This is a genomic window from Mannheimia sp. ZY171111 (assembly GCF_017750945.1).
Taxonomy (GTDB): Bacteria; Pseudomonadota; Gammaproteobacteria; order Enterobacterales; family Pasteurellaceae; genus Mannheimia; species Mannheimia pernigra.
The window spans coordinates 1,763,154-1,784,152 of the sequence record NZ_CP046532.1; the positions used below are offsets into that span (position 1 = coordinate 1,763,154).

Consider the following 20,999-nt stretch of genomic DNA (forward strand, 5'->3'; position numbering starts at 1 on the left):
AATTTATTTTTAAAGTAAGGAAAACAAACAATGGCAACATTTCAAGGTAACTATATTGCAACAGGCTTAAAATTTGGTATCGTGGCAACTAATTGGCATAAAATTTTTATCGATCAGCTATTAAATGGTGCGATTGATAAGCTATTGCGTCACGGTGTAGAGGCAGAAAACATTGACACCGTTTGGGTGCCAGGGGCATTAGAGATTTCGATTGCGGCGAAAAAAATGGCACAAAGTGGTAAATATGATGCGATTATCTGTTTAGGTGCGGTGGTGCGTGGTGCAACTAGCCATTATGATGTGGTGGTAAATGAATCTGCAAAGGGGATCAGCACTACGGCATTAGAAACGGGCGTGCCAATTATCAACGGTATTTTAACGGTAGAAAATCTAGAGCAAGCGATTGAACGTTCAGGCACTAAAGCAGGCAATAAAGGCGAAGAGTGTGCAATGGTTGCGATCGAAATGGCTAACCTATTAAAGGCATTATAGTTTGATTGCTTAAAAAATCCCCTTAGAATGCTAAATTCTAAGGGGATTTTTTATTTCTTTCTCAACAGTAAGCTGCCGATAAAACAGAGCAGACTTAGCCCATAAATCAACCAAGTGCCAAATTGTTTGAAAGGCGTATCGCCTTTGGTTGGCTGAATGGTTGCAGTAAGTACATCAGCAGTGAATTGCGGTAGTTGATGTACCACTTTCCCTTTCGGATCAACAACTGCAGTAATGCCAGTATTTGCCGCACGTAAAAGCGGTTTGCCTAGTTCTAAAGCTCGCATTCTTGCTATTTGGAAATGTTGCCAAGGACCGATACTTGAACCGAACCAGGCATCATTTGTAATGGTTAATAGATAATCCGCATTCTGGCTTTTTTGGTTTTGTTGAACTTGATGACCAAAAATAATTTCATAGCAGATTGCCAGATTAAAACGATGATTTTTAGCAATAATGGGGTTTTGAATAAAATGACCTTGCGAAAGATTGATCGGCAGAATAAAGACTTCTCGCATCCAATTTAATATGGAGCCGAATGGCACATATTCGCCAAATGGGACGAGATGATGCTTGTTATAACGTTCATTTTTGTGTAAATCATAAGGCTTATCTTGCCCCAATAGCACCGCACTGTTAAATAATTCTTGTTTTTCATTTTCATAGAGTGTGCCGATGATAATCTCGCTATTGTTTTGATAAGAGAGATTATCCCAGGCCTCTAAAATGCCAACAATTTGATTTTCAAGAGAAGGAATCGCAGATTCAGGCAGAATAATGACATCGCTGTTGTCTAAATGGGGCAGAATTAATTGTTCGTAGGTTTGAAGGCTATGGTTAAAATGCTTCGGATCCCATTTCATTTTCTGCTCAATATTGCCTTGCACTAGACTTATGACAAGCGGTTGTTTTTCTTCATTAATTTGCACAAAGTTGAGAAAACGAGTGGCAACGCTTATCGAAAGAATGACCGCTAGTATGGCAAAGGACGAAGCAATGCGACACTCTTTTTTCACTATATTGACTAAATAGCTACTTGTTACTATGACAAGGAAAGTTAATCCCTCTACCCCGAAAATGGGGGCTATACCAGCAAATGGGCTATCAATCAAACTATAACCAAATTGTAACCAAGGAAAGCCAGTAAATACCGCGCCACGTAAATATTCGGTGAAAGTGAAAATGGCCGCAAGAGCAAACGGATTATTTAGCTTGAGTTTGTATGAGAGAAAGCTAAAGAGCAAATTATAAATGGCTAAATAGCAAGCCAGTAGCAAAACAGCGAGATAGCTTAGCGTAACTGGTATGCCACCAAATTGAGTCATACTCACGGACACCCAGTTCACACCAGTGCAGAAATAACCGATAGACCAAGCAAATGTTGCCCATAATGCTGTTTTTTTGTGTTCAAGTGTGGCTGCCCACATTAAGCCAGTACTTGAAACAAAAGCAATGATCCAAATATCAAAAGGGGAGTAGGCAAGAGTACCTAATGCCCCTAGCAACAGAGCCGTAATACAAGCGGTTAAAATTGGGGGATTTTTTGCAAAATTCATCATCTAGTTAAGTAAATAAGAGGGCACGTCTAAAGGTGCCTTTTTAAATTATCGATTATTCTTCTTCGCTTGGCGAACGTTGTTCCATTTTCTCTAAGTGTTCATCGGAAAAGGTCACTCGTAGCTGAATTAACTGGCGGCTATTTGCAGAAGTCACCTTAAATTCTAGCCCGTCTAACTCAATTTGTTCGCCTTGTTTAGGGAAGTAGCCAAAGGCTTTCATTACAAGCCCACCAATGGTGTCTGCCTCTTCATCGTTAAAGTGAGTAGCGAAAAACTCATTGAATCTCTTAATATCAGTGAGGGGCAACACGGCATAAGTGTGTCTTGAAAGTTGGCGAATGGGTGTCACTTCTTCTTCGTCGAACTCATCATCAATATCACCAACAATTTGTTCAAGGATGTCTTCAATCGTCACTAAACCTGATACTGCTCCAAATTCATCTACGACGATTGCCATATGAAAACGCTCAGAGCGGAATTCTTTTAACATCCTGTCTAATCGTTTACTTTCTGGCACAATAACGGCAGGGCGAAGGATTTCTTGCAGATTAAATGGCTCAGAATCAGAGCGTAGGAATTTGAGTAAATCTTTTGAGTGGAGAATGCCTTCGATTGTATCTTTCTCGTCACGCACAACAGGGAAGCGAGAGTGTGCAGACTCAACAATCACATCAATAAAGGTTTCTAAAGGCTCATTAGCATCAATAAATACAATTTGTGAGCGGGGAATCATAATATCGCGAACACGCAATTCAGAGATCTCCATTACACCTTCAAGCATCTCTTTGGTTGCACTGTCAATTAGCTCGTTTTCGACAGAATCTCGGATTACCTCAACTAAATCTTCACGGTTTTTAGGCTCATTTTGAAAAAGATTACCAAATAGCGTGTGTAAAATGGATTTTTTTTCTGATTTTTCCGTTGTATTGATATTTACACTTTGCTGTTCATCACTCATAGTTTTGTTCCAGTTAAATAAATTACGCCTATAATAAGCAAATTCAATAACAAATCAAATAAAACATTGCTATTTCTATTCAAATTAGCATAGGATAGGCACGATTTATTATGTTAGGAGTTTGAAATGAAATTAACCAAAATGGCATTAGCGATCGCGACTTTAGCGGTAAGTTCTATCGGGGTAGCGGGTACATTAAGTTCCTCACCAATGGTAGAAATTTTAGCGTTGGATGGAAAAAAGATGAAAGTAGGCACTACTTCAGTACAAATAAGTGAAAATAAAACTCACCAAGTGGTAGTGGAAGTGGCTGGAACAATTGGCGACGATTTCTTTACGTCAGAGCAAATTATTTTGACCTTTCAAGGAACAGCAGAAAATGCCAAGATTGAAATACCAAGATTGAGCTCAAAGTTGGATCTTCGCAAATTCCAAGAGAATCAAGCAATCACCATTAAAACAGATTCTGGAAAAGTGATTTCCCATAAGCAAGACTTGTTAAAAGGTGAAGGCTTTTTAGCAAAAACCAGAGTGGAAGAAAATCTAAGCAAATATAATTTAGCTAAAAAAGTAGCGTCTGTTAAAACGTTTGCGACTGCACCACTTGAAGCAAAAGGACAAATTGTTGTAGATACAAACAAAGTTTCAGAATCTGAATTACAGCTTTTATTCCAAAAAGCAGATAAACAAACGCAAAAACGTTTCCTAGATTGGGTGGAAAAAAACGTAAAATAATTCTATTCTAATCAACAAGCGGTCATTTTTAGTTAATTTTTTGCAAAAAATGACCGCTTGTACGCTCAGACTTACCAGCAATAATAGCAGTAAGGTATGCCCCAATATCGCTCTCTATCATAATTCCAACGTATTTCTTCCAGCTCTAATTGTGACTTATAGTTTTGCCAAGCCATTTTGTAACAAGCTTGAAACATCGGATCATTCACTGCTTTAGCATAACGTTTTTTAAATGCCGCTTCTTCTTTCTCTGTTTGGCTTAGGGGTGGATTAAATTGTTGATATAGGAGCTCCGCCGTTTCTGCATCACACTTTTTTGCCAGTTGCACCTGTAAATCTTGTTCTGCTCGTATTTGTTTTGCTCGGCGTTCAGCTTGTTGTTCAGGTGTGAATATACACGCAGTTAATATGAATGAAAGCGAGAGCGGTAAACTCAATTTTACTATGTTCATATCCAAATCCTCTAATTGAAGTGGTTGTTTATTATACTGATTCTTGCTCGCATTCTTCAAGCTCATCGGCCATTGCACTTAGGGCATCACGAGATAATTGCGCAAGTGCCTTATAAAATCCGCTATCAAAGGCTTCAACTTTGCCTAAGAACTGACTGATACAAGGGAGTAAAAATTGCTCAAACAATGCTTTTTGTGCGAGGGTAGAATCTAGATTATCTTCAATCCACGAAGCGGTTAAAAGTAATAATGCAATATGATCTGCCTTTTCTAATTCAGGCATTGCTCGTTCTTGACGAAATGCGACAAAATCTGCAACGGATAAACCATAGGCTGAAATTGTTGTAGCAATAGCCCCATTTTCTGCAAAAAGTGCTTGATAGCTTGTTTCTAATTGCGTAGGGTTAGCACTCTTTTGCAACATATTCAATGCATTTTCGCTTTGTGCATCGGTGCTTAATGCCCAGTGTTGTTGTAATCCGCCTTGAGCAAGCCAGTTAAATGTGCCTGCTAGAATGGGATCTGTTGGGTTACGGTAAAATAAATTGCCGAACAGGCGGCAAAGTAGTGAAAAATCGTTAATGGTTATTTCGCTCATAGTTTTAGATTGAGAATTAAAGTGCTATTAGTATAGCAGAACATAAGAGAGGACAGAATGAAATATATTGGTGCACACGTGAGTGCTTCAGGTGGTGTAGAAAAGGCAGTTCTTCGTTCAGTAGAAATTGAAGCAAACGCCTTTGCATTATTTACTAAAAACCAACGTCAGTGGCAAGCGCCACCACTTAATGCCGATACGATTGAAAAATTTAAGCGGTTTTGTGCAGCACACCATTTTTCAGCAGAACAGATTTTACCACACGATAGCTATTTGATTAATTTAGGTAGCCCAGAAGCAGAGGCATTAGAAAAGTCTCGCACTGCATTTATTGATGAGATGGCAAGAGCTAATCAGCTTGGTTTAAAATTACTGAACTTCCATCCAGGCTCACACCTAAAGAAAATTTCAGAATTGGATTGTTTGGCTAGAATTGCAGAATCTATCAATATTGCAGTGGAGGCTGTGCCAAATGTTATTGCCGTAATTGAAAATACGGCAGGGCAGGGTTCTAATTTGGGGTGGCATTTTGACCATTTAGCAAAAATTATTGAACAAATAGAAGATAAAAGCCGAGTCGGGGTATGTTTAGATACCTGTCATTTATTTTCTGCGGGTTATGATATTAGTTCGTACGAAAGAAGTGAAAACGTATTTAACGATTTTAACCAAACAGTTGGTTTTGATTATTTAAGAGGTATGCACTTAAATGGCTCAAAAACGTCATTAGGTAGCCGAGTGGATAGGCATCATACTTTAAGAGAAGGCACAATTGGTACAGAAGTATTTGCATTTATTATGCAAAACCCAAATTTCGATCGCATTCCACTTATTTTAGAGACAACTTCGCCTGAAATTTGGGCAGATGAAATAAAATTTCTTCGCACCTTAGAACTAAAATAGGTTGTATAGGTCAGATTAGTCTGTCTAGAGCAATCCAGACATTTGTTTTTTATATTGTTCTAGCGAGATGAGATATTAATTATGAAGAGCCCCCTTTTTGTCACAATTATAAAACCGTTATTGATTATTTTCATTTTTGCTTTTGGGGGCATTTATTCTTCCACTGCCGTCGCTAGTTTAAGCACAAAGAAAGCCATACCAAATAAAATTATTGCAAGTAAGGCAGAAAGATTATCTCAGCATTCTATCTCAAAAAAACTCCCTAAGAATTCCCCTCGTTTAGAACAGCCTTCTAACAGTGTAAGTCGTATTAATTATGTTTATCGTAATTGGGCTAGTACACGTTATCGTATGGGCGGCACAACTAAAGCAGGTATTGATTGCTCTGCGTTTGTCCGTGAAGTAATGGACAAAGCCTTCAATAAATATGTACCCCGAACAACTGCAGAGCAACGTAGCCTTGGTCGTTCAATTTCAAAATCAGATTTACGTCCAGGCGATTTAGTTTTCTTTCGTAAAAATAACCACGTTGGTGTTTATATTGGTCACGGTAAATTTGTTCACGCCAGTTCTAGCCGTGGTGTGACTACCAGTTCATTATCAGAAAGCTACTGGTCAAGAACTTACACTCAGTCTCGCCGAATAATTTAATCTTTACTTTATAATTATAAGAACAAGGCTAAATTTAAATGAAGTGCCTTTTTCGTTTATTCTTTAGGCTGCAGGTAGCTTAGTCTGTGTAAATGTTCCACGAGTACGCATTTGATGCACAACATTTGTGATTACACCAGAGATGCTCACTTCGCTCCAATCTGTAATTCTCAGGTTTTTCTCGCTGATATCTAATGAAAATAATATTTTTTCATTAATATTTTGTTCGTTCTTAATTTCATTAAAGAATTGGTAGAATTTGTATTCACCATTTTTCTCAAGAACTAATAAATCATTAACTAAATATTGATCGGTCTTTTCGACAATGAGTAAATCATCAAGCTCAATTCCCCAAGCAATTAAATTTGGATTTTTAATATGAATAAAAAATGTATCTGTCGGACGTTTAATACATAATGAATTAAGATCGAGTTTTACAGAACGGTTGCTATTAAAGTCCCGATAAAGTGGAATAGCTTGGTGTGATAACGCTTGAGTTGAAATTTGTTTTAATGAAGCCATTGCAGAATCCTTTTTCTGTATTTTTATACAGGTGTATTTTACTGGGTAAAAAAACAGTGTCAATAATTTATTTAAAAATTTTTGTAAATTTAACGGCTATTTTGACCGCTTGTAAGGCTTTGTATAAGCATAAAAAAAAGCACCCAGTGTGGGTGCTTCTTAGCGTTAAAAGCTGTTATTATAGGCTTTCAGTGAAAGTACGGGTAATAACATCGCGTTGCTGTTCAGGTGTTAATGAATTGAAACGAACGGCATAACCTGAAACACGAATCGTTAATTGAGGATATTTTTCAGGGTTTTGGATGGCATCTTCTAATGTTTCACGGCGTAAAACATTTACGTTTAAGTGCTGACCGCCTTCTACTTTAATGGTTGGAGCGACATTCACAGGAACTTCACGATATGCAATGTCGCCTAATTCGCTGATGGCAACGATTTGATCTTCTTGGTAGCCTGCTTTAGCTGCTAAGCAGCGAGCTTCATTTTTAGCTTCATCTAATAACCAAAAAGAGTTTAGTAAGTTGCTGTTTGCTGATTCGGTGATTTGTACGCCTTTGATCATTTTAGTTCTCCTATAGAGTGAAATTAAAAATTACGAAAAAATTTTAAAAATTCAAATTTATTTGAAAATCATTGTACCTTTTTTGAGATAAAAAGCGATAAAAATTTAACCATTTTTCGCTTAAATTATTTTACTTGTATGAAATATAATCAAATGTGAGCATTTTTATGAAAACTTGGACTGAAGCCTTAGGTGAAGAAAAGCAAAAAAACTATTTCCAGCAGATTTTGAAATATGTTCATAATGAACGATTGCTAGGAAAAACTATATATCCTCCTCAGCGTGAGGTATTTAGTGCATTTGCCTTAACTGAGTTTAGTGATGTAAAAGTGGTGATTTTGGGACAAGATCCATATCACGGACCAAATCAAGCACACGGATTAGCATTTTCGGTGAAACCACCAGTCGCACCGCCGCCTTCGTTAGTCAATATGTATAAAGAATTAGCGGACGATATTGCAGGCTTCCAAATTCCTCATCACGGTTATTTGGTAGAATGGGCGAAGCAAGGCGTGTTTATGCTTAACACCAGTTTAACGGTAGAACAGGGCAGAGCAGGCTCGCATTCACAAATTGGTTGGGAAATGTTTACCGATAAAGTGATTGCACAATTAAATGAACATCGTGATAATTTGGTATTTATTTTATGGGGCAGCCACGCCCAAAAAAAAGGGCAGTTTATTGACCGTAACCGCCATTTCGTGCTGACTTCACCACACCCTTCGCCACTTTCGGCCTATCGTGGTTTTTTTGGTTGTAAACATTTCTCAAAAGCAAATAATTACTTGATTTCAAAAGAAATATCCCCAATTAATTGGCAACTACCTATTGAAATTTAATTGTTTATTTAAAGGAGAAAAAGATGGAATTTGATTTACCGATTTTAGGTGCTGCATTTGCAATATTGGTGTTGGTAGCATTAAGTTCAACCATCAAAATTGTGCCACAAGGTTATCATTGGACAATCGAACGTTTTGGACGTTACACCAAAACCCTTACACCGGGACTAAATATTGTTTTACCTTTTATTGATAGAGTTGGACGAAAAATCAATATGATGGAACAGGTATTAGATATTCCATCGCAAGAAGTTATTTCTCGTGATAATGCCAGTGTGTCTATTGATGCAGTCTGCTTTGTTCAAACCATTGATGCTCGTCGGGCAGCTTATGAAGTGAATAATTTAGAACAGGCGATTGTAAATTTAACAATGACAAATATGCGTACTGTGTTAGGTTCGATGGATTTAGATGATATGCTTTCACAACGTGATGTCATTAATAGTCGCTTGCTCTCGATTGTTGATGAGGCAACCAATATTTGGGGCGTAAAAGTAACTAGAATTGAAATTCGTGATGTTCGTCCGCCAAAAGAATTAGTGGCTGCGATGAACGCTCAAATGAAAGCTGAACGCAATAAACGTGCAGATATTTTGGAAGCAGAAGGTATCCGACAAGCTGAAATTCTACGTGCAGAAGGTGAAAAGCAATCTCGTATTTTAAAAGCTGAAGGGGAACGCCAAGAAGCATTCTTACAAGCGGAAGCTCGTGAACGTGCAGCGGAAGCGGAGGCAAAAGCAACTCAAATGGTATCTGACGCTATTGCAAAAGGGGATACTACCGCAATTAATTATTTCATTGCTCAAAAATACACTGATGCATTAAAAGATATTGGTTCGGCAGAAAACAGTAAAGTAGTGTTAATGCCTCTCGAAGCGGGCAATTTAATTGGTTCTGTTGCAGGTATTGCTGAATTATTAAAAAACACTAAAAATAGCAGTAAGTAGTTCTGCTTTTAGCAAGGAGAAAATATGGATTGGCTATTTAACTGGAGTAGTTGGTTAATTTTAGGCTTTGTATTGCTTGCTTTAGAATTAATTATTCCAGGCGTATTGATTATGTGGTGGGGATTTTCTGCCATTTTGCTGGCAATACTGGTTTGGCTATTGCCTGATTTATCTGTGAGTATTCAAATTAGTGGCTTCGCTATTCTAGCCATTGTCTTTAGCTTGATTTGGTGGAAATATCAACATACTAAAGATAAACAAGATGATAAATCTACATCGCTCAATTCAAGAGAGCAATCAATGATTGGTATGCAAGGTATAATTGTTGAAATACTGGAAAATGGCGTTGCTAGAGGTAAGTTTGGCGATACCACTTGGCGAGTGATGGGAATAGGGTTTAATTTAGGTGATAAAGTACAGGTTCAACGTGTTGATGGGATTACGTTGTATGTAACTAAAATGGTAGAATAATTTAATACAAGCGGTTATTTTTTATATTATTTTTGCTCTTTTAAAATAAAACCTTGAATTTATTCAAGGTTTTATTCTTATAAAAACAAGTAGGATAATTTTATTGAAAATTATGTCATATTTTATTTGTTTACCATAGCTCTTTCAGTTCTTGTTCTATCTTTTCAAATAGTTCATAGCGTTTTTTATACATCGAGCGTTTTTTACTCGGAATTGTGCTTAATTCTTTTATCTCAACTATAGTCGGTAATCGCCAATAATTATTAGAATTTAAAGTTCCTCCATTTTCTTGCCAAAATAGATTATAATTAAACAATAATTTAGAGTGATCATTCCAGCGATATTTTGCTTGGTTGTTATGATGAATGCCTAAAAGTTCTAAATTTAAGTATTGAGCTATCAGCTTAAATATATTTACTAGCATAAACATTGGACGAACACCATATAATTGTTTAGTTGCAGATTTAATTAATGACTGGGAGAATTCAGTATTGGGTCCTTGAATAGATGAAATCAAGAGTTGATCTTTACTTAAAAAAGTAAAAGATGAATCATAAATATGTTCTTTTTGGTTGTTTTGAATATTTAGTGAAAAAAAGCCTTCTAGCGGATCTATTTGGTTAATACTAAGGTAGATGCTTACTTCATCATTCAGTTTAATTAAACATATTTCTCTATCTTCTACTAACTGATTACAATAGGCTGAACCAAATAGCTTTTCTGCACAATTAAAGTGAGTGATAATTGCATTTAATCGTTCTTTCTTATTAAATTTTTTATTACAATAGGTTTCTAGTAATGTATTAAATCGATATAAATCTTGTTTGAATAATCTCGCCCACAAAGGGTTGTTAGCAAGATAGTCATTTAGTCCATAACATTCAGAAGAACACCATATTTTATGAAGGTGATAACGTAAATATTCTCTCAATACTTTTGTAAATCTTTTCTCATTTGGGAATAATTCACTAAATGTTGGGGTGTTAAAGGTATTTTTCATATGATATTCACAATTCAGTTTTATCGTTATTCTATAATGCTATATAAATTGAGGAAGAAATATTTAGTTATATTATGATATAACTAAATATTTTTAAGTGAGATTTATAAATTCAATCCTCTGTATGGTTTTTATTCTGATTTTTTTGACTATATTCAAACCGAACAAAGTCTAATTTATCAAAAAACAATTTTTATATTGTAATTTGATTATGTAAGCGATTTTATTTTCTGTCTTTACAGTTGAAGTCTAGCTTCAAAGGTAGGTAGCGATATTTTATCATAAAGACTTAAAGTTTTACTACCTATTTTAGTGAATTTAAATTGGTTGGAGAAATTATTTACCCAATAGGGTAAAATTAACCCTTTCATCGCTTAAAATGGCATATGTTTACTAAGTGATTTTTCTATATTTAGAGGTAGGTGGCTATACTATCAGCACCTATTTCTTCACCTAAGTTGGTTTTTATAGCCAATATAGTATCTTTAATATTACAAATAATACTCATATGATTTTAATGAAGACAGAAGTGCTGTAATAGTAGTTATTTTGCATATTTTTTTGCAATCAAAATGTAGTAGATGTGCTTTTTAGGATTGCAATTAAATATAAAACAAGGGGAAATTTGCTACTGACAAATTCCCCCATAGATAATAGGATATCTATTTTATATCATTAATCGTATTCAAAATCCGTTTATCCGAAATTGGGTATTTTGTGCCTAACTGTTGAGCAAATAAGCTCACCCTTAACTCTTCAATCATATAGCGAATTTCCAGCACTTCATCTGGAATCGCCTTAGATTTTGGTAATTTGTTTAAGAGCTGTTTATAGGCTTCTTGTACCTGTTCGATTCGCAGCATTTTGGCTCTGTCTGCGTTGCTATCTATCACAAGCTTGTCTAGACGGCGTGCAATTGCAGTCAAATAGCGGTGTAGATCGTTTAGCCGTTGATAGCCAGTTTGGGTGACAAATTCAGGGTAAATTAGCCTATCAATTTGTGATTTAATATCACTTAATGCAAACGCCATCGTGAAATCAAGTTTGCCTTTTAAGCGTTTATGTAGCTCATAGGCTAGTGTTAAGCATTTCTCGACCTGTTTTGCAATATCGACTGTGGTGGTGTTGAGGTTAGCTCGCACATATTCTTTTAGGGCGTTAAATTTCTCTTCGTTCCAGACAAATCCACCAAAATCTTCAATCAACTTATCTACTGCACAGGCTATGCAGTCATCAATCAGTTCGAGTACTTTACCAAATGGGGCGAAATACAAACCTAGCTTCGCTTTGTTTGGCAATTTTTCGTGCAGATATTTAATTGGCGAAGGCACATTTAACAGCAACAAACGACGAAGCCCAGCTTGCATCGCTCTTGTTTGTTCAAATTCGGTTTCAAATAATTTCACGCCAACTGTCGTTTGTTCATCAACAATTGCAGGGTAGGCTTTAACACTGAAATGGGCTTTTTTCTGTTCGTAGAATTGTGGAAGTTCAGCAAAATTCCAGATATGCAAACCGCTTTGTTCAATGCCATCATCAGCGACGTTAGAAAGGGTATTTTGCACCTCATCTTTGAGGTCAAATTTCAGCTCATCTAAATTTTCGCTCTCTTGCAACTTTTTGCCTTTGCCATCAATTACACGAAATGTTATCCGCAAATGTGGTGGTAATTGGCTAATATCCCACTGTTCAGGCTCAACGAATACGCCTGTCATTTTGCGAAGCTCAACACTTAGACTTTCCAGCAATGGCTTTTTAAATGGCTCAACTCGGCCTAGAAAAGCCTCAGCATAGTTTGGTGCAGGCACAAAATTTCGTCTTAGTGATTTGGGTAAGCTCTTGATTAGAGAGACGACTAATTCGTGGCGGAGCCCCGGAATTTGCCAGTCGAAGCCCTCAGGCTCGACTTGGTTGAGCAGTGGTAGCGGAATATGCACGGTGACACCATCGTGATCTTTGCCAACTTCAAATTGATAGCTCAGCTTGAGTTTTAATGCTTTTTGATGCCAGAAATTCGGGAAATCCAGCTCGCTTACTTGGTTCGCATTGTCGTTAATCAGGAAGGATTTTTCAAAATTGAGCAGATCAGGATCGTTTTTGGCGACTTTTTTCCACCAAGTCTCAAAGTGTTTAGCCGAAACCACCTCTGTACCCACTCGTTGATCGTAAAATTCAAACAGAACTTGTTCGTCCACTAAAATATCACGGCGGCGAGATTTGTGTTCCATTGCTTCTACTTCACGGATCAAGCGGTTATTTTCTTTGAAAAATTTGTAATTGTTGTGCCATTCGCCCTCAACTAGTGCTGAGCGGATAAAAATTTCACGGCTAACGCTAGGATCCACTAAACCGTAATTGATAGGGCGACTTGCTACAATTGGAATGCCGAATAGTGAGACTTTTTCTGATGCCATTACCGCCCCTTTGGATTTTGCCCAATGAGGTTCGCTATAATTTGATTTCGTTAAATGCACGGCGAGTGGCTCAATCCATTCTGGCTCAATTCGAGCGACCATTCTCCCCCAGAGTTTAGTGGTTTCTACCAGCTCAGCTGCCATCACCCATTTTGGCTGTTTTTTAAAGAGTACTGAGTTCGGAAATAGGAAGAAGTGTGCATTTCTTGCCCCTAAATAGTGCATTTTTTCGTTATCTTTCACGCCGATATGCGACAATAAACCCGTTAAAAGTGCAGTATGAATCGGTTGATAAGTAGCAGGCTCTGAGTTAATTTTTAGCCCCATTTCACGCACGGCAAGGCGTAGTTGGTGATAAATATCCTGCCACTCTCGCACACGGTTATAGTTAAGGTAATCCTTACGGCAGAGATGGCGAAATTGGTTTTTCGACAGCTCTTTTTGCTGGCTTTGGATAAAATGCCATAGGTTCACAAATGCTAAGAAATCGCTCTCTTTATCGGCAAAACGGCGATGTTTATCGTCTGCCGATTGCTGTTTTTCCTGTGGACGCTCACGGGGATCTTGAATTGACAGAGCCGAGACAATCATCATTACTTCGTGTAACGATCCATTTTTTGCTGCCTCAACAATCATTCTACCTAAGCGGGGGTCAACAGGCAGTTGAGCGAGTTGGCGACCAATAGGCGTTAAAATCCAATTTGATTTGTTGATGCGATCCTTTTCTTTTGTATTTTTAGATTTTGGACCTGCGTTGAGGTTTGCTCTATCATTTTTATGGCGTAATCTAATCGCCTGCAATTCCTCTAATAACCGAATTCCATCTTGAATTTGGCGACTATCGGGAGCATCTACAAAAGGGAATGAGGCAATATCACTTAGCCCAAGTGAAGTCATTTGTAAAATAACCGAAGCAAGGTTAGTTCGCAAAATTTCGGGATCAGTAAATTGTGGGCGGCTGTTAAAATCCTCCTCAGAATAGAGGCGGATACAAATTCCCTCAGAAACCCGCCCGCAACGCCCTTTCCGTTGGTTGGCGGAGGCTTGGGAAATTGGCTCAATGGGTAGTCGTTGCACTTTGGTTCTGTAACTATACCGTGAGATGCGAGCAGTACCCGTATCGATCACATATTTTATATTGGGGATTGTGAGCGAGGTTTCCGCAACATTGGTCGCTAAAATAATCCGATTTAAACCACCGCTTGGCTGGAAAATCCGTTGCTGTTCGGCCACAGACAGTCGGGCATAAAGTGGCAGGATCTCAGTATGACGAAGTTCCTGCTTTTGTAACGCTTCAGCAGTATCACGAATTTCCCGTTCTCCGTTCATAAAAATCAGAATATCGCCACGTCCTTCGGCTTGCAATTCATCAACGGCATTTAAAATCCCTTGCAGCTGGTCTTGCTCCTTTTCCTCTACAATCGGACGATAACGCACCTCAACTGGGAAAGTTCGTCCAGAAACTTCAATAATTGGAGCATTATTAAAATGCTTAGAGAAGCGTTCTACATCAATGGTTGCCGAGGTGATGATTACTTTCAGATCGGGGCGTTTATGCAGAATTTGCTTCAAATAACCTAAGATAAAATCGTTGTTTAGGCTCCGCTCGTGGGCTTCGTCAATAATTAACGTGTCATATTGGTTAAGATATCTGTCGTGCTGAATTTCAGCAAGTAAAATCCCATCTGTCATCAGTTTGACTAAACTATGTTCATTTACTTGATCGTTAAAACGGACTTTGTAGCCGACAGTATTACCCAGTTCTGATTTTAGCTCTTCGGCTATGCGAGTGGCTACCGAGCGAGCTGCAATTCGGCGTGGTTGAGTATGCCCAATTAATCCTTTCACGCCACGCCCAAGTTCTAAGCACATTTTAGGCAATTGAGTCGTTTTGCCCGAGCCAGTTTCTCCAGCAATGACTACCACCTGATTTTCACGGATCAGTGTTAAAATTTCCTCACGGCGAGCGGAAACGGGTAGATCAGGGTAATCTATTTTGAGGTTTCTAGAATGTGCTTGGCGAGCGAGAAAGCGAGCTTGACAGGCATTTAAATCTTGCAATATTTCATCTAAAACAGACCGCTTGTGTGCTTCTTTTTTAATATTTTCAGCCCCTTTTAACCGACTAAGCAGACGTCTAAAATCGGTTGTTGTGATATTTTCTAATTTTATAAGCGGTTGTTTATGTGTGTTTTTGGGTAATTTTTCTTTCATTACGCTTTTCCTATCACTAACGACAAAATGCCTGCGGCAATCAGAGGCCCTACTGGCACACCTTTAAACAGAGCAACACCAATAACTGTGCCAATTAATAATCCAGTGACTAATACTGGCTGATTGCCCATTAAATTGACGCCCCGTCCACCAAGCCAAGCAACGACAATACCAGCTACAATTGAGAAGATCATTTTCCAGTTCAGTAATTCGGCTAGATTGGGGAGGATTATTCGCCCTGAAACCAATGGGCTAAGTACGCCAATTGTCAGAATAATGATCCCAATTTTTAAGCCATATTGATCGACAAAGGGAATATATTTAGAAAGTAAAGTTTGTTGCATAATCAGCAATACAGCAGCGGAAATAGTTACCGCACTGTTTTGGCTGATTAGACCTAGCACAATTAGCATCACAAGCAGTAATGCAACGGAGTTTATTTGTAAAGACATCGTAATTAAAAAATGTAAAAACCCTTACTTCTGAGAAGTAAGGGAATATTAAAGGGATTAAGGATTAGTTGATAAATCTCATTAACGTCATTATTAAGCCAACATTTGCTACCATCAAGCCTACGATTTTAGGCGATTGATTGGCTTTTTGCGGAGCTTTTGTCAAACACAATTTATCAAATCGTAGACTCATTTGTGATCTTCTTCCTAAATTTGAAGTTAGTTCGCCACCATTACCATCGCAGGACGAATGACACGACCGTGTAGCGTGTAACCTTTTTGTAGTACGGAGCTAATATGATTAGATTCAATCCCTTCAGCTGGTTGCATTGAAATTGCTTCGTGCAATTCTGGGTTAAATGCTTCGCCTATTTCGCCAATCGCGACAACGCCAAATTTAGCTAAGGTATTAACAAATTCTTTATGAGTCATTTCAACACCATCAACTAATGCTTGAGTTGTTTCATCAGTAACGGCTTTATCTAAAGCATCTAAACCACGCTCTAGGTTATCAACTACGTTTAATAATTCTTTAGAGAATTTTTCCAACGCGAATTTATGTGCTTTTTCTACATCTTGTTCTGTACGGCGGCGGATATTTTGGATTTCTGCTTGTGCACGTAATTGAATATCTTGCTCACGTTTATCGGCATCTGCAATATAAGCTTCTAATTCAGTAACTCGAGCTTGAGCGAGTGCTAATGGATCGGCTTGTTGTTTAGTTTGTTCTTCATGTTGAGTTTCTTCATTTACAACTTCAGGTTGCAGTTCTTCCGTTACGTCTGTGTGTAAATTTTCGTTTTGTGTAGTCATTTTAATCCTCTTAAAGCCTATTTTAGAAATTATAAACGCTATTTAATATAAAGATAAATTAAGGGATTTCAAGCTCATCATACAGTTTTTTTGCTAAAATATTCTGCTTTTAGTCAGAAAAGGCTTGCAAAATCTAGGGGGTAGCTTAAAATCCCCTAGTCTTTTACGCCCTTAGGCAAGGCTATATTTTTTAATCACTTTTCTTTAACTTAACGGAGAAAACTTAAATGAAAAAATTAGCGGGTTTATTCGCAGCGGGTTTAGCAACAGTTGCATTAACAGCGTGTAATGAAGAAAAAGCAGAAGATAAAACTGCGGCAGAAGCAAAACCTCAAGCAACAAATCAGACAGTTCATCTTTATACTTGGACTGAATATGTGCCTGAAGGCTTGTTAGATGAATTTACCAAAGAAACGGGCATTAAAGTAGAAGTTTCAAGTCTTGAATCTAATGAAACAATGTATGCTAAATTAAAATTACAAGGTAAAGATGGTGGTTATGATGTTATTGCACCAACTAACTACTTTGTTTCTAAAATGGCTCGTGAAGGGATGTTAGCGGAGTTAGACCATGCTCAACTTCCTGTCATTAAAGAATTAAACCAAGATTGGTTAAATAAACCTTACGATCAAGGTAATAAATATTCACTACCTCAACTATTAGGTGCACCAGGTATTGCATTTAGCACAGCTGATTATAAAGGCGATACTTTCACTTCTTGGGGAGATTTATGGAAACCTGAGTTTGCGAATAAAATTCAATTATTAGATGATGCACGTGAAGTATTTAATCTAGCACTCTTAAAATTAGGTAAAAGCCCTAATACAACTGATCCAGAAGAAATTAAAGCGGCTTATGAAGAATTATTGAAGCTTCGTCCAAATATTCTGGCGTTTAACTCGGATAACCCTGCAAACGCATTTATTTCAGGTGAAGTATCTGTAGGTCAGTTATGGAATGGTTCTGTGCGTATTGCTAAGAAAGAAAATGCACCAATTGATATGGTGTTCCCAAAAGAAGGTCCAGTTCTTTGGGTGGATACTTTAGCCATTCCGGCAAATGCGAAAAACAAAGAAAACGCACATAAATTAATCAACTACTTATTAAGTGCAAAAGTAGCTGAAAAATTAACATTAGAAATCGGGTACCCAACTTCAAACGTTGAGGCATTGAAAGTATTACCAAAAGAAATTACTGAAGATCCATCAATTTACCCAACAACTGAGGTATTACAAAAAGCACAATGGCAAGATGATGTAGGTGATGCAGTAGAGCTTTATGAAAAATACTACCAAGAATTAAAAGCAGTAAAAAATTAATCGCTGATTAATTCTTGAGCCTCTAGTGAGCAATCTCTAGAGGCTTTTTCTTCGTTACTGAAGTTGCAAAACGTTTGAAAAAAACGACCGCTTTCTAAGGAATAATAACGTTCACCTAGATTTTAGGAGGTTACTATGAATTTAAGATGGCAAGAATATTCACAAAATGCCCGTAAGTTATTTAAATTATCATTGCCAATTTTTATTTCTCAACTTTCCGCTTCTGGAATGGGCTTAGCTGATATTGTGATGGCAGGCTTAGTGAGTGATGATGATGTTTCTGCAATTGCTGTAAGCAATTCTATCTATTTTCCGCTTTTCCTATTTGTATTAGGACTTTTAAATGCGATTACGCCTACTGTTTCTTATTTAAACGGATCGGGTAACCGACACTTAATCGCACACCAAGTTAGGCAAAGTTATTGGATTGTATTTGCAATGGCGATTCCGTTGATTGCAATTTTCCTGAATAGTCATTTGATTTTAGACTTGATGAAAACGCCAGCTGAATTTTCAGTGAAATCGCAACAATATTTAGTTTTAATGGCAATTGGGGTAGTTCCTGCCTTACTTAGCGTAACTTTACGCTGTATGAACGACGGGCTATCTAACCCTAAACCGGCTATGAGAATTACGTTTTTCGGTCTATTACTTAATATTCCACTCAACTATATTTTTATTTTTGGGAAGTTTGGTTTGCCAGAAATGGGCGCAGAGGGTTGCGGTGTGGCAACGGCGATTGTGAATTGGGTGATGTTCTTAATGTTGTTACATTATTGCTATACTAATCCGCCACAAAGAGATATTCGCTTATTTGAAAAATGGCTTGAAGCCCCAAGCGGTCAAATTTTGCTTAAACTTTGCAAATTAGGTTTGCCGATTGCCTTTGCGATTTTTACTGAGGTGATGCTATTTTCAACTTCCTCTCTTTTTCTCTCACCGCTTGGCTCACAGGTTGTGGCAAGCCATCAAGCGGCACTGCAAACCAGTTCGTTGTTTTTTATGATTCCAATGTCATTTGGTATTGCCACTACGATTATGATTGGGCAAACCCTTGGGGAGAAAAATATAGAAGGTGCAAAAATGCTCAGTTATCACGCGTTGATAACTGCAACTATGTTAGCAATTATTGCTGCAATAATGATTATTACACTTAAAAATGTCATTCCGCTTGCATTTACTAGCAACCCTGTTTCCATTGCGATGACCGCAAATTTATTGATTTTTGCCGCGATTTATCAAATTCCTGATGCGATTCAAGCGGTAACAAATGGTATTTTGCGTGGTTATAAACATACTCAACCAATTTTATATGTCACAATTTTTTGCTATTGGATGGTGAGTATGCCGCTAGGCTATATTTTGGCAAGAACGGATTGGATTGTACAACCGATGGAGGCACAGGGCTTCTGGCTTGTATTCTGTATTGGTTTAAGTTTAGCGGGTGGTTTATTGCTTTGGCAAATGCGAAAAATTCAATCTATACCAGAAGAAGAGCTTATTGCGAAATTAGAAAGGGTGAAGTAATTTTGATAGGCAATTTGCAAGCGGTCAAATTATGAGGAAATCTTGCAAATGTATTGTACTTAAAAAATTGCCAATCTTTAATGAAAAAAGCCACTCTTTCGAGTGGCTAAAATACTAAGGTAAATTAATGGTGAGATTAGAATTTGATGATTGTACCAACAGCAACTTTGCTATTTCTCTCAACAGTTTTGCCTGCTTGTTTGGTTCTACCTTTACCACCCTCAACATATACGGTAACGAATTTGTTGAATTGGTGATCTGCACCTAATCTCCAACCTAAGTTTTTCGCTTTTTGTTCGCCAGCATTTTGTCCAGTACCGAATAACACGCTACCATAGATGTTATTTTGTGGCGTTAATGCAACTTTCACACCTGCATCAAAGCGGTTGATTTTTTCGAATTTTTTCACGCCAAATGTTTGGAATGTCTGTGCTGCTTGACCTTTTGGTGATTTCGCATACGCCCAGTCAAGACCCCAAGTTACATCGCCGTAATTTACATCAAAACCTACGCCTGCAAATTTACGTTTGAATTCTTCTGATTTATCGTAAGTAACTTCTTCGTAAACACATTTAGCTGGATTTACCGTTGAGTAAACATGACATACTGTATTTTTTTTGCCTGCTTTAGCTGCAGTTACTTCACCAAAGCCTGAACCGATACGTACTTTTGCATCGCCTAATTGACCATCATAGAATAAACCGAATTGGAAACCGTTGCCTGAATTTACTTCTTGTTTATTTGAGTTACCCACATAGTAGTCTGCTGCTACACGAACGCCATTAAATTTAGCAGACATAAAATGTAATGCTTTACCGTGAGAGTCTAAGAATACGTTTCCGCCCATATTATTTGTGTAGTTTGCTTTAGGAATATGATCCCCTGCTACTAATTGCTTACCAAAGGTTAAAGAACCGATATCGTTGTGTTTTACTCCAGCAAATAAACGGTGTGCACGAATGTCGTTACCAAAACCATCTTTATTAGAAAAGCGTAATTCAGCAACAGCTAACGCTTCATAACCATTATTAAGCTCTTGGAACGCACGGAAGCGAAGGCGTGAGCCGTTATCAATTACATCTGTACGTTTATTGTCAAATTTTTGAATTTCTAATGCAACACGACCGTCCACATCAACTTTAGTACCGTCTTTTTGATAGATAACGTTTGCGTTTGCCCCACTTGCAGCCATTGCCGCAACTGCTAATGCAAGAAGTGTTTTTTTCATAATGTTTTCCCTTATAGTAGTTAGTGTTTTTAACAAGCTAGTTACCCAGCCAATAAGAACTGAAAATTTATTTAAACAACGTGTTTTTTGTCGTGGTGAAATTTACCTAAATAAAATTTTTTCGTCAAATACTCTAAATTTAAGCGATTTTTTATAATCATTTTAAAATCAATAAGTTATGAACTTTTTATAAAAATAGGGCTGACTTAAAAATGAGGCGTAGATCACATTTTTAATAATTCTTTTGGAGTGAAATTTCAAAGAAAATATGTAACTTTTTGATTTTTAAGCATATTTTTTGAAATTAGATAAAGTCAGATTTTATGTATTTATAAAAAAGCAA

General features: G+C 37.4%; 21 protein-coding genes. 9 read left to right on the plus strand and 12 right to left on the minus strand.

All coding sequences use genetic code 11. The features are described from left to right. Positions 1–30 precede the first annotated feature (30 nt). Positions 31–492: a 6,7-dimethyl-8-ribityllumazine synthase gene (gene ribH / locus GM698_RS08390; RefSeq protein ID WP_176808782.1), complete on the plus strand. Its 462-nt coding sequence runs from the start codon at positions 31–33 to the stop codon at positions 490–492. A 50-nt stretch (positions 493–542) separates the two neighbouring features. On the opposite strand, the gene lnt is transcribed toward ribH, so the two are convergent. Further along, on the minus strand, positions 543–2,048 hold the full coding sequence (gene lnt / locus GM698_RS08395) for an apolipoprotein N-acyltransferase (protein WP_209289797.1): 1,506 nt from the start codon (positions 2,046–2,048) through the stop codon (positions 543–545). A gap of 55 nt (positions 2,049–2,103) precedes the next feature. Continuing rightward, the gene (gene corC, locus GM698_RS08400) at positions 2,104–3,009 is read right to left on the minus strand and encodes a CNNM family magnesium/cobalt transport protein CorC (protein WP_209289266.1); all 906 of its coding nucleotides are present in this window, start codon (positions 3,007–3,009) and stop codon (positions 2,104–2,106) included. Positions 3,010–3,135: 126 nt separating this feature from the next. Here corC and GM698_RS08405 point away from each other — a divergent pair, with 126 nt between their 5' ends. Then, positions 3,136–3,744: a DUF2057 family protein gene (locus GM698_RS08405; RefSeq protein WP_176812712.1), complete on the plus strand. Its 609-nt coding sequence runs from the start codon at positions 3,136–3,138 to the stop codon at positions 3,742–3,744. A gap of 71 nt (positions 3,745–3,815) precedes the next feature. Here the strand turns inward: GM698_RS08405 and GM698_RS08410 are convergent, their stop codons facing one another. Next, positions 3,816–4,196, minus strand: coding sequence for a hypothetical protein (locus GM698_RS08410; protein WP_176808779.1), 381 nt, complete (start codon positions 4,194–4,196; stop codon positions 3,816–3,818). 31 nt (positions 4,197–4,227) lie between these two features. Beyond that, positions 4,228–4,794, minus strand: coding sequence for a molecular chaperone (locus GM698_RS08415; RefSeq protein ID WP_209289267.1), 567 nt, complete (start codon positions 4,792–4,794; stop codon positions 4,228–4,230). A 57-nt stretch (positions 4,795–4,851) separates the two neighbouring features. Here GM698_RS08415 and nfo point away from each other — a divergent pair, with 57 nt between their 5' ends. Then, complete coding sequence (gene nfo, locus GM698_RS08420) at positions 4,852–5,697, plus strand: deoxyribonuclease IV (protein ID WP_176808777.1); 846 nt, start codon at positions 4,852–4,854, stop codon at positions 5,695–5,697. An 81-nt stretch (positions 5,698–5,778) separates the two neighbouring features. After that, positions 5,779–6,348: a C40 family peptidase gene (locus tag GM698_RS08425; RefSeq protein WP_209289268.1), complete on the plus strand. Its 570-nt coding sequence runs from the start codon at positions 5,779–5,781 to the stop codon at positions 6,346–6,348. 63 nt (positions 6,349–6,411) lie between these two features. On the opposite strand, the gene GM698_RS08430 is transcribed toward GM698_RS08425, so the two are convergent. Further along, complete coding sequence (locus GM698_RS08430) at positions 6,412–6,870, minus strand: LexA family transcriptional regulator (RefSeq protein WP_176808775.1); 459 nt, start codon at positions 6,868–6,870, stop codon at positions 6,412–6,414. Between the two features lie 178 nt (positions 6,871–7,048). Beyond that, positions 7,049–7,432: an autonomous glycyl radical cofactor GrcA gene (gene grcA / locus GM698_RS08435; protein ID WP_176808774.1), complete on the minus strand. Its 384-nt coding sequence runs from the start codon at positions 7,430–7,432 to the stop codon at positions 7,049–7,051. A gap of 167 nt (positions 7,433–7,599) precedes the next feature. Here grcA and ung point away from each other — a divergent pair, with 167 nt between their 5' ends. The 3 genes from ung to GM698_RS08450 are packed head-to-tail and all read left to right on the plus strand — an operon-like array spanning position 7,600 to position 9,689. Then, positions 7,600–8,271: a uracil-DNA glycosylase gene (ung, locus tag GM698_RS08440; protein WP_176808773.1), complete on the plus strand. Its 672-nt coding sequence runs from the start codon at positions 7,600–7,602 to the stop codon at positions 8,269–8,271. A gap of 23 nt (positions 8,272–8,294) precedes the next feature. Continuing rightward, on the plus strand, positions 8,295–9,218 hold the full coding sequence (locus tag GM698_RS08445) for an SPFH domain-containing protein (RefSeq protein ID WP_176808772.1): 924 nt from the start codon (positions 8,295–8,297) through the stop codon (positions 9,216–9,218). Between the two features lie 24 nt (positions 9,219–9,242). After that, positions 9,243–9,689, plus strand: coding sequence for an NfeD family protein (locus GM698_RS08450; RefSeq protein WP_176808771.1), 447 nt, complete (start codon positions 9,243–9,245; stop codon positions 9,687–9,689). A 130-nt stretch (positions 9,690–9,819) separates the two neighbouring features. Here the strand turns inward: GM698_RS08450 and GM698_RS08455 are convergent, their stop codons facing one another. The 5 genes from GM698_RS08455 to grpE all read right to left on the minus strand — a co-directional run bounded on the left by GM698_RS08455 (position 9,820) and on the right by grpE (position 16,582). After that, the gene (locus GM698_RS08455) at positions 9,820–10,689 is read right to left on the minus strand and encodes a VirK/YbjX family protein (protein ID WP_176808770.1); all 870 of its coding nucleotides are present in this window, start codon (positions 10,687–10,689) and stop codon (positions 9,820–9,822) included. 662 nt (positions 10,690–11,351) lie between these two features. Next, positions 11,352–15,317, minus strand: a complete 3,966-nt coding sequence (hrpA, locus tag GM698_RS08460; RefSeq protein WP_209289269.1) for an ATP-dependent RNA helicase HrpA — start codon at positions 15,315–15,317, stop codon at positions 11,352–11,354. After that, positions 15,317–15,769 (minus strand): DUF441 domain-containing protein, encoded by a 453-nt coding sequence (locus tag GM698_RS08465; protein WP_159630677.1) that lies wholly within the window; start codon positions 15,767–15,769, stop codon positions 15,317–15,319. The genes hrpA and GM698_RS08465 overlap by 1 nt, the downstream gene beginning before the upstream one ends. Positions 15,770–15,833: 64 nt before the next feature. Beyond that, the gene (locus GM698_RS10695; protein ID WP_256437767.1) at positions 15,834–15,962 is read right to left on the minus strand and encodes a hypothetical protein; all 129 of its coding nucleotides are present in this window, start codon (positions 15,960–15,962) and stop codon (positions 15,834–15,836) included. 26 nt (positions 15,963–15,988) lie between these two features. After that, positions 15,989–16,582, minus strand: coding sequence for a nucleotide exchange factor GrpE (gene grpE / locus GM698_RS08470; protein ID WP_209289270.1), 594 nt, complete (start codon positions 16,580–16,582; stop codon positions 15,989–15,991). 227 nt (positions 16,583–16,809) lie between these two features. Here grpE and GM698_RS08475 point away from each other — a divergent pair, with 227 nt between their 5' ends. Together GM698_RS08475 and GM698_RS08480 are read left to right on the plus strand one after the other, a co-directional pair. Beyond that, on the plus strand, positions 16,810–17,901 hold the full coding sequence (locus GM698_RS08475; RefSeq protein WP_176808768.1) for an extracellular solute-binding protein: 1,092 nt from the start codon (positions 16,810–16,812) through the stop codon (positions 17,899–17,901). Positions 17,902–18,036: 135 nt separating this feature from the next. Next, positions 18,037–19,428, plus strand: coding sequence for an MATE family efflux transporter (locus GM698_RS08480; protein ID WP_209289271.1), 1,392 nt, complete (start codon positions 18,037–18,039; stop codon positions 19,426–19,428). Between the two features lie 136 nt (positions 19,429–19,564). On the opposite strand, the gene GM698_RS08485 is transcribed toward GM698_RS08480, so the two are convergent. After that, positions 19,565–20,656 (minus strand): porin, encoded by a 1,092-nt coding sequence (locus GM698_RS08485; RefSeq protein WP_209289272.1) that lies wholly within the window; start codon positions 20,654–20,656, stop codon positions 19,565–19,567. Positions 20,657–20,999 lie beyond the last annotated feature (343 nt).

Excerpts from the sequence above, each read along its gene's own strand:
- GM698_RS08485 (WP_209289272.1), bottom strand. The coding sequence starts at position 20,656 with ATGAAAAAAACACTTCTTGCATTAGCAGTTGCGGCAATGGCTGCAAGT.
- GM698_RS08475 (WP_176808768.1), top strand. The coding sequence starts at position 16,810 with ATGAAAAAATTAGCGGGTTTATTCGCAGCGGGTTTAGCAACAGTTGCA.
- GM698_RS08445 (WP_176808772.1), top strand. The coding sequence starts at position 8,295 with ATGGAATTTGATTTACCGATTTTAGGTGCTGCATTTGCAATATTGGTG.
- grpE (WP_209289270.1), bottom strand. The coding sequence starts at position 16,582 with ATGACTACACAAAACGAAAATTTACACACAGACGTAACGGAAGAACTG.
- nfo (WP_176808777.1), top strand. The coding sequence starts at position 4,852 with ATGAAATATATTGGTGCACACGTGAGTGCTTCAGGTGGTGTAGAAAAG.
- ung (WP_176808773.1), top strand. The coding sequence starts at position 7,600 with ATGAAAACTTGGACTGAAGCCTTAGGTGAAGAAAAGCAAAAAAACTAT.
- grcA (WP_176808774.1), bottom strand. The coding sequence starts at position 7,432 with ATGATCAAAGGCGTACAAATCACCGAATCAGCAAACAGCAACTTACTA.
- lnt (WP_209289797.1), bottom strand. The coding sequence starts at position 2,048 with ATGAATTTTGCAAAAAATCCCCCAATTTTAACCGCTTGTATTACGGCT.
- GM698_RS08465 (WP_159630677.1), bottom strand. The coding sequence starts at position 15,769 with ATGTCTTTACAAATAAACTCCGTTGCATTACTGCTTGTGATGCTAATT.
- GM698_RS08415 (WP_209289267.1), bottom strand. The coding sequence starts at position 4,794 with ATGAGCGAAATAACCATTAACGATTTTTCACTACTTTGCCGCCTGTTC.
- GM698_RS08455 (WP_176808770.1), bottom strand. The coding sequence starts at position 10,689 with ATGAAAAATACCTTTAACACCCCAACATTTAGTGAATTATTCCCAAAT.
- ribH (WP_176808782.1), top strand. The coding sequence starts at position 31 with ATGGCAACATTTCAAGGTAACTATATTGCAACAGGCTTAAAATTTGGT.
- GM698_RS08425 (WP_209289268.1), top strand. The coding sequence starts at position 5,779 with ATGAAGAGCCCCCTTTTTGTCACAATTATAAAACCGTTATTGATTATT.
- GM698_RS08480 (WP_209289271.1), top strand. The coding sequence starts at position 18,037 with ATGAATTTAAGATGGCAAGAATATTCACAAAATGCCCGTAAGTTATTT.
- GM698_RS08405 (WP_176812712.1), top strand. The coding sequence starts at position 3,136 with ATGAAATTAACCAAAATGGCATTAGCGATCGCGACTTTAGCGGTAAGT.
- corC (WP_209289266.1), bottom strand. The coding sequence starts at position 3,009 with ATGAGTGATGAACAGCAAAGTGTAAATATCAATACAACGGAAAAATCA.
- GM698_RS08430 (WP_176808775.1), bottom strand. The coding sequence starts at position 6,870 with ATGGCTTCATTAAAACAAATTTCAACTCAAGCGTTATCACACCAAGCT.
- GM698_RS08450 (WP_176808771.1), top strand. The coding sequence starts at position 9,243 with ATGGATTGGCTATTTAACTGGAGTAGTTGGTTAATTTTAGGCTTTGTA.
- GM698_RS10695 (WP_256437767.1), bottom strand. The coding sequence starts at position 15,962 with ATGAGTCTACGATTTGATAAATTGTGTTTGACAAAAGCTCCGCAAAAA.
- hrpA (WP_209289269.1), bottom strand. The coding sequence starts at position 15,317 with ATGAAAGAAAAATTACCCAAAAACACACATAAACAACCGCTTATAAAA.
- GM698_RS08410 (WP_176808779.1), bottom strand. The coding sequence starts at position 4,196 with ATGAACATAGTAAAATTGAGTTTACCGCTCTCGCTTTCATTCATATTA.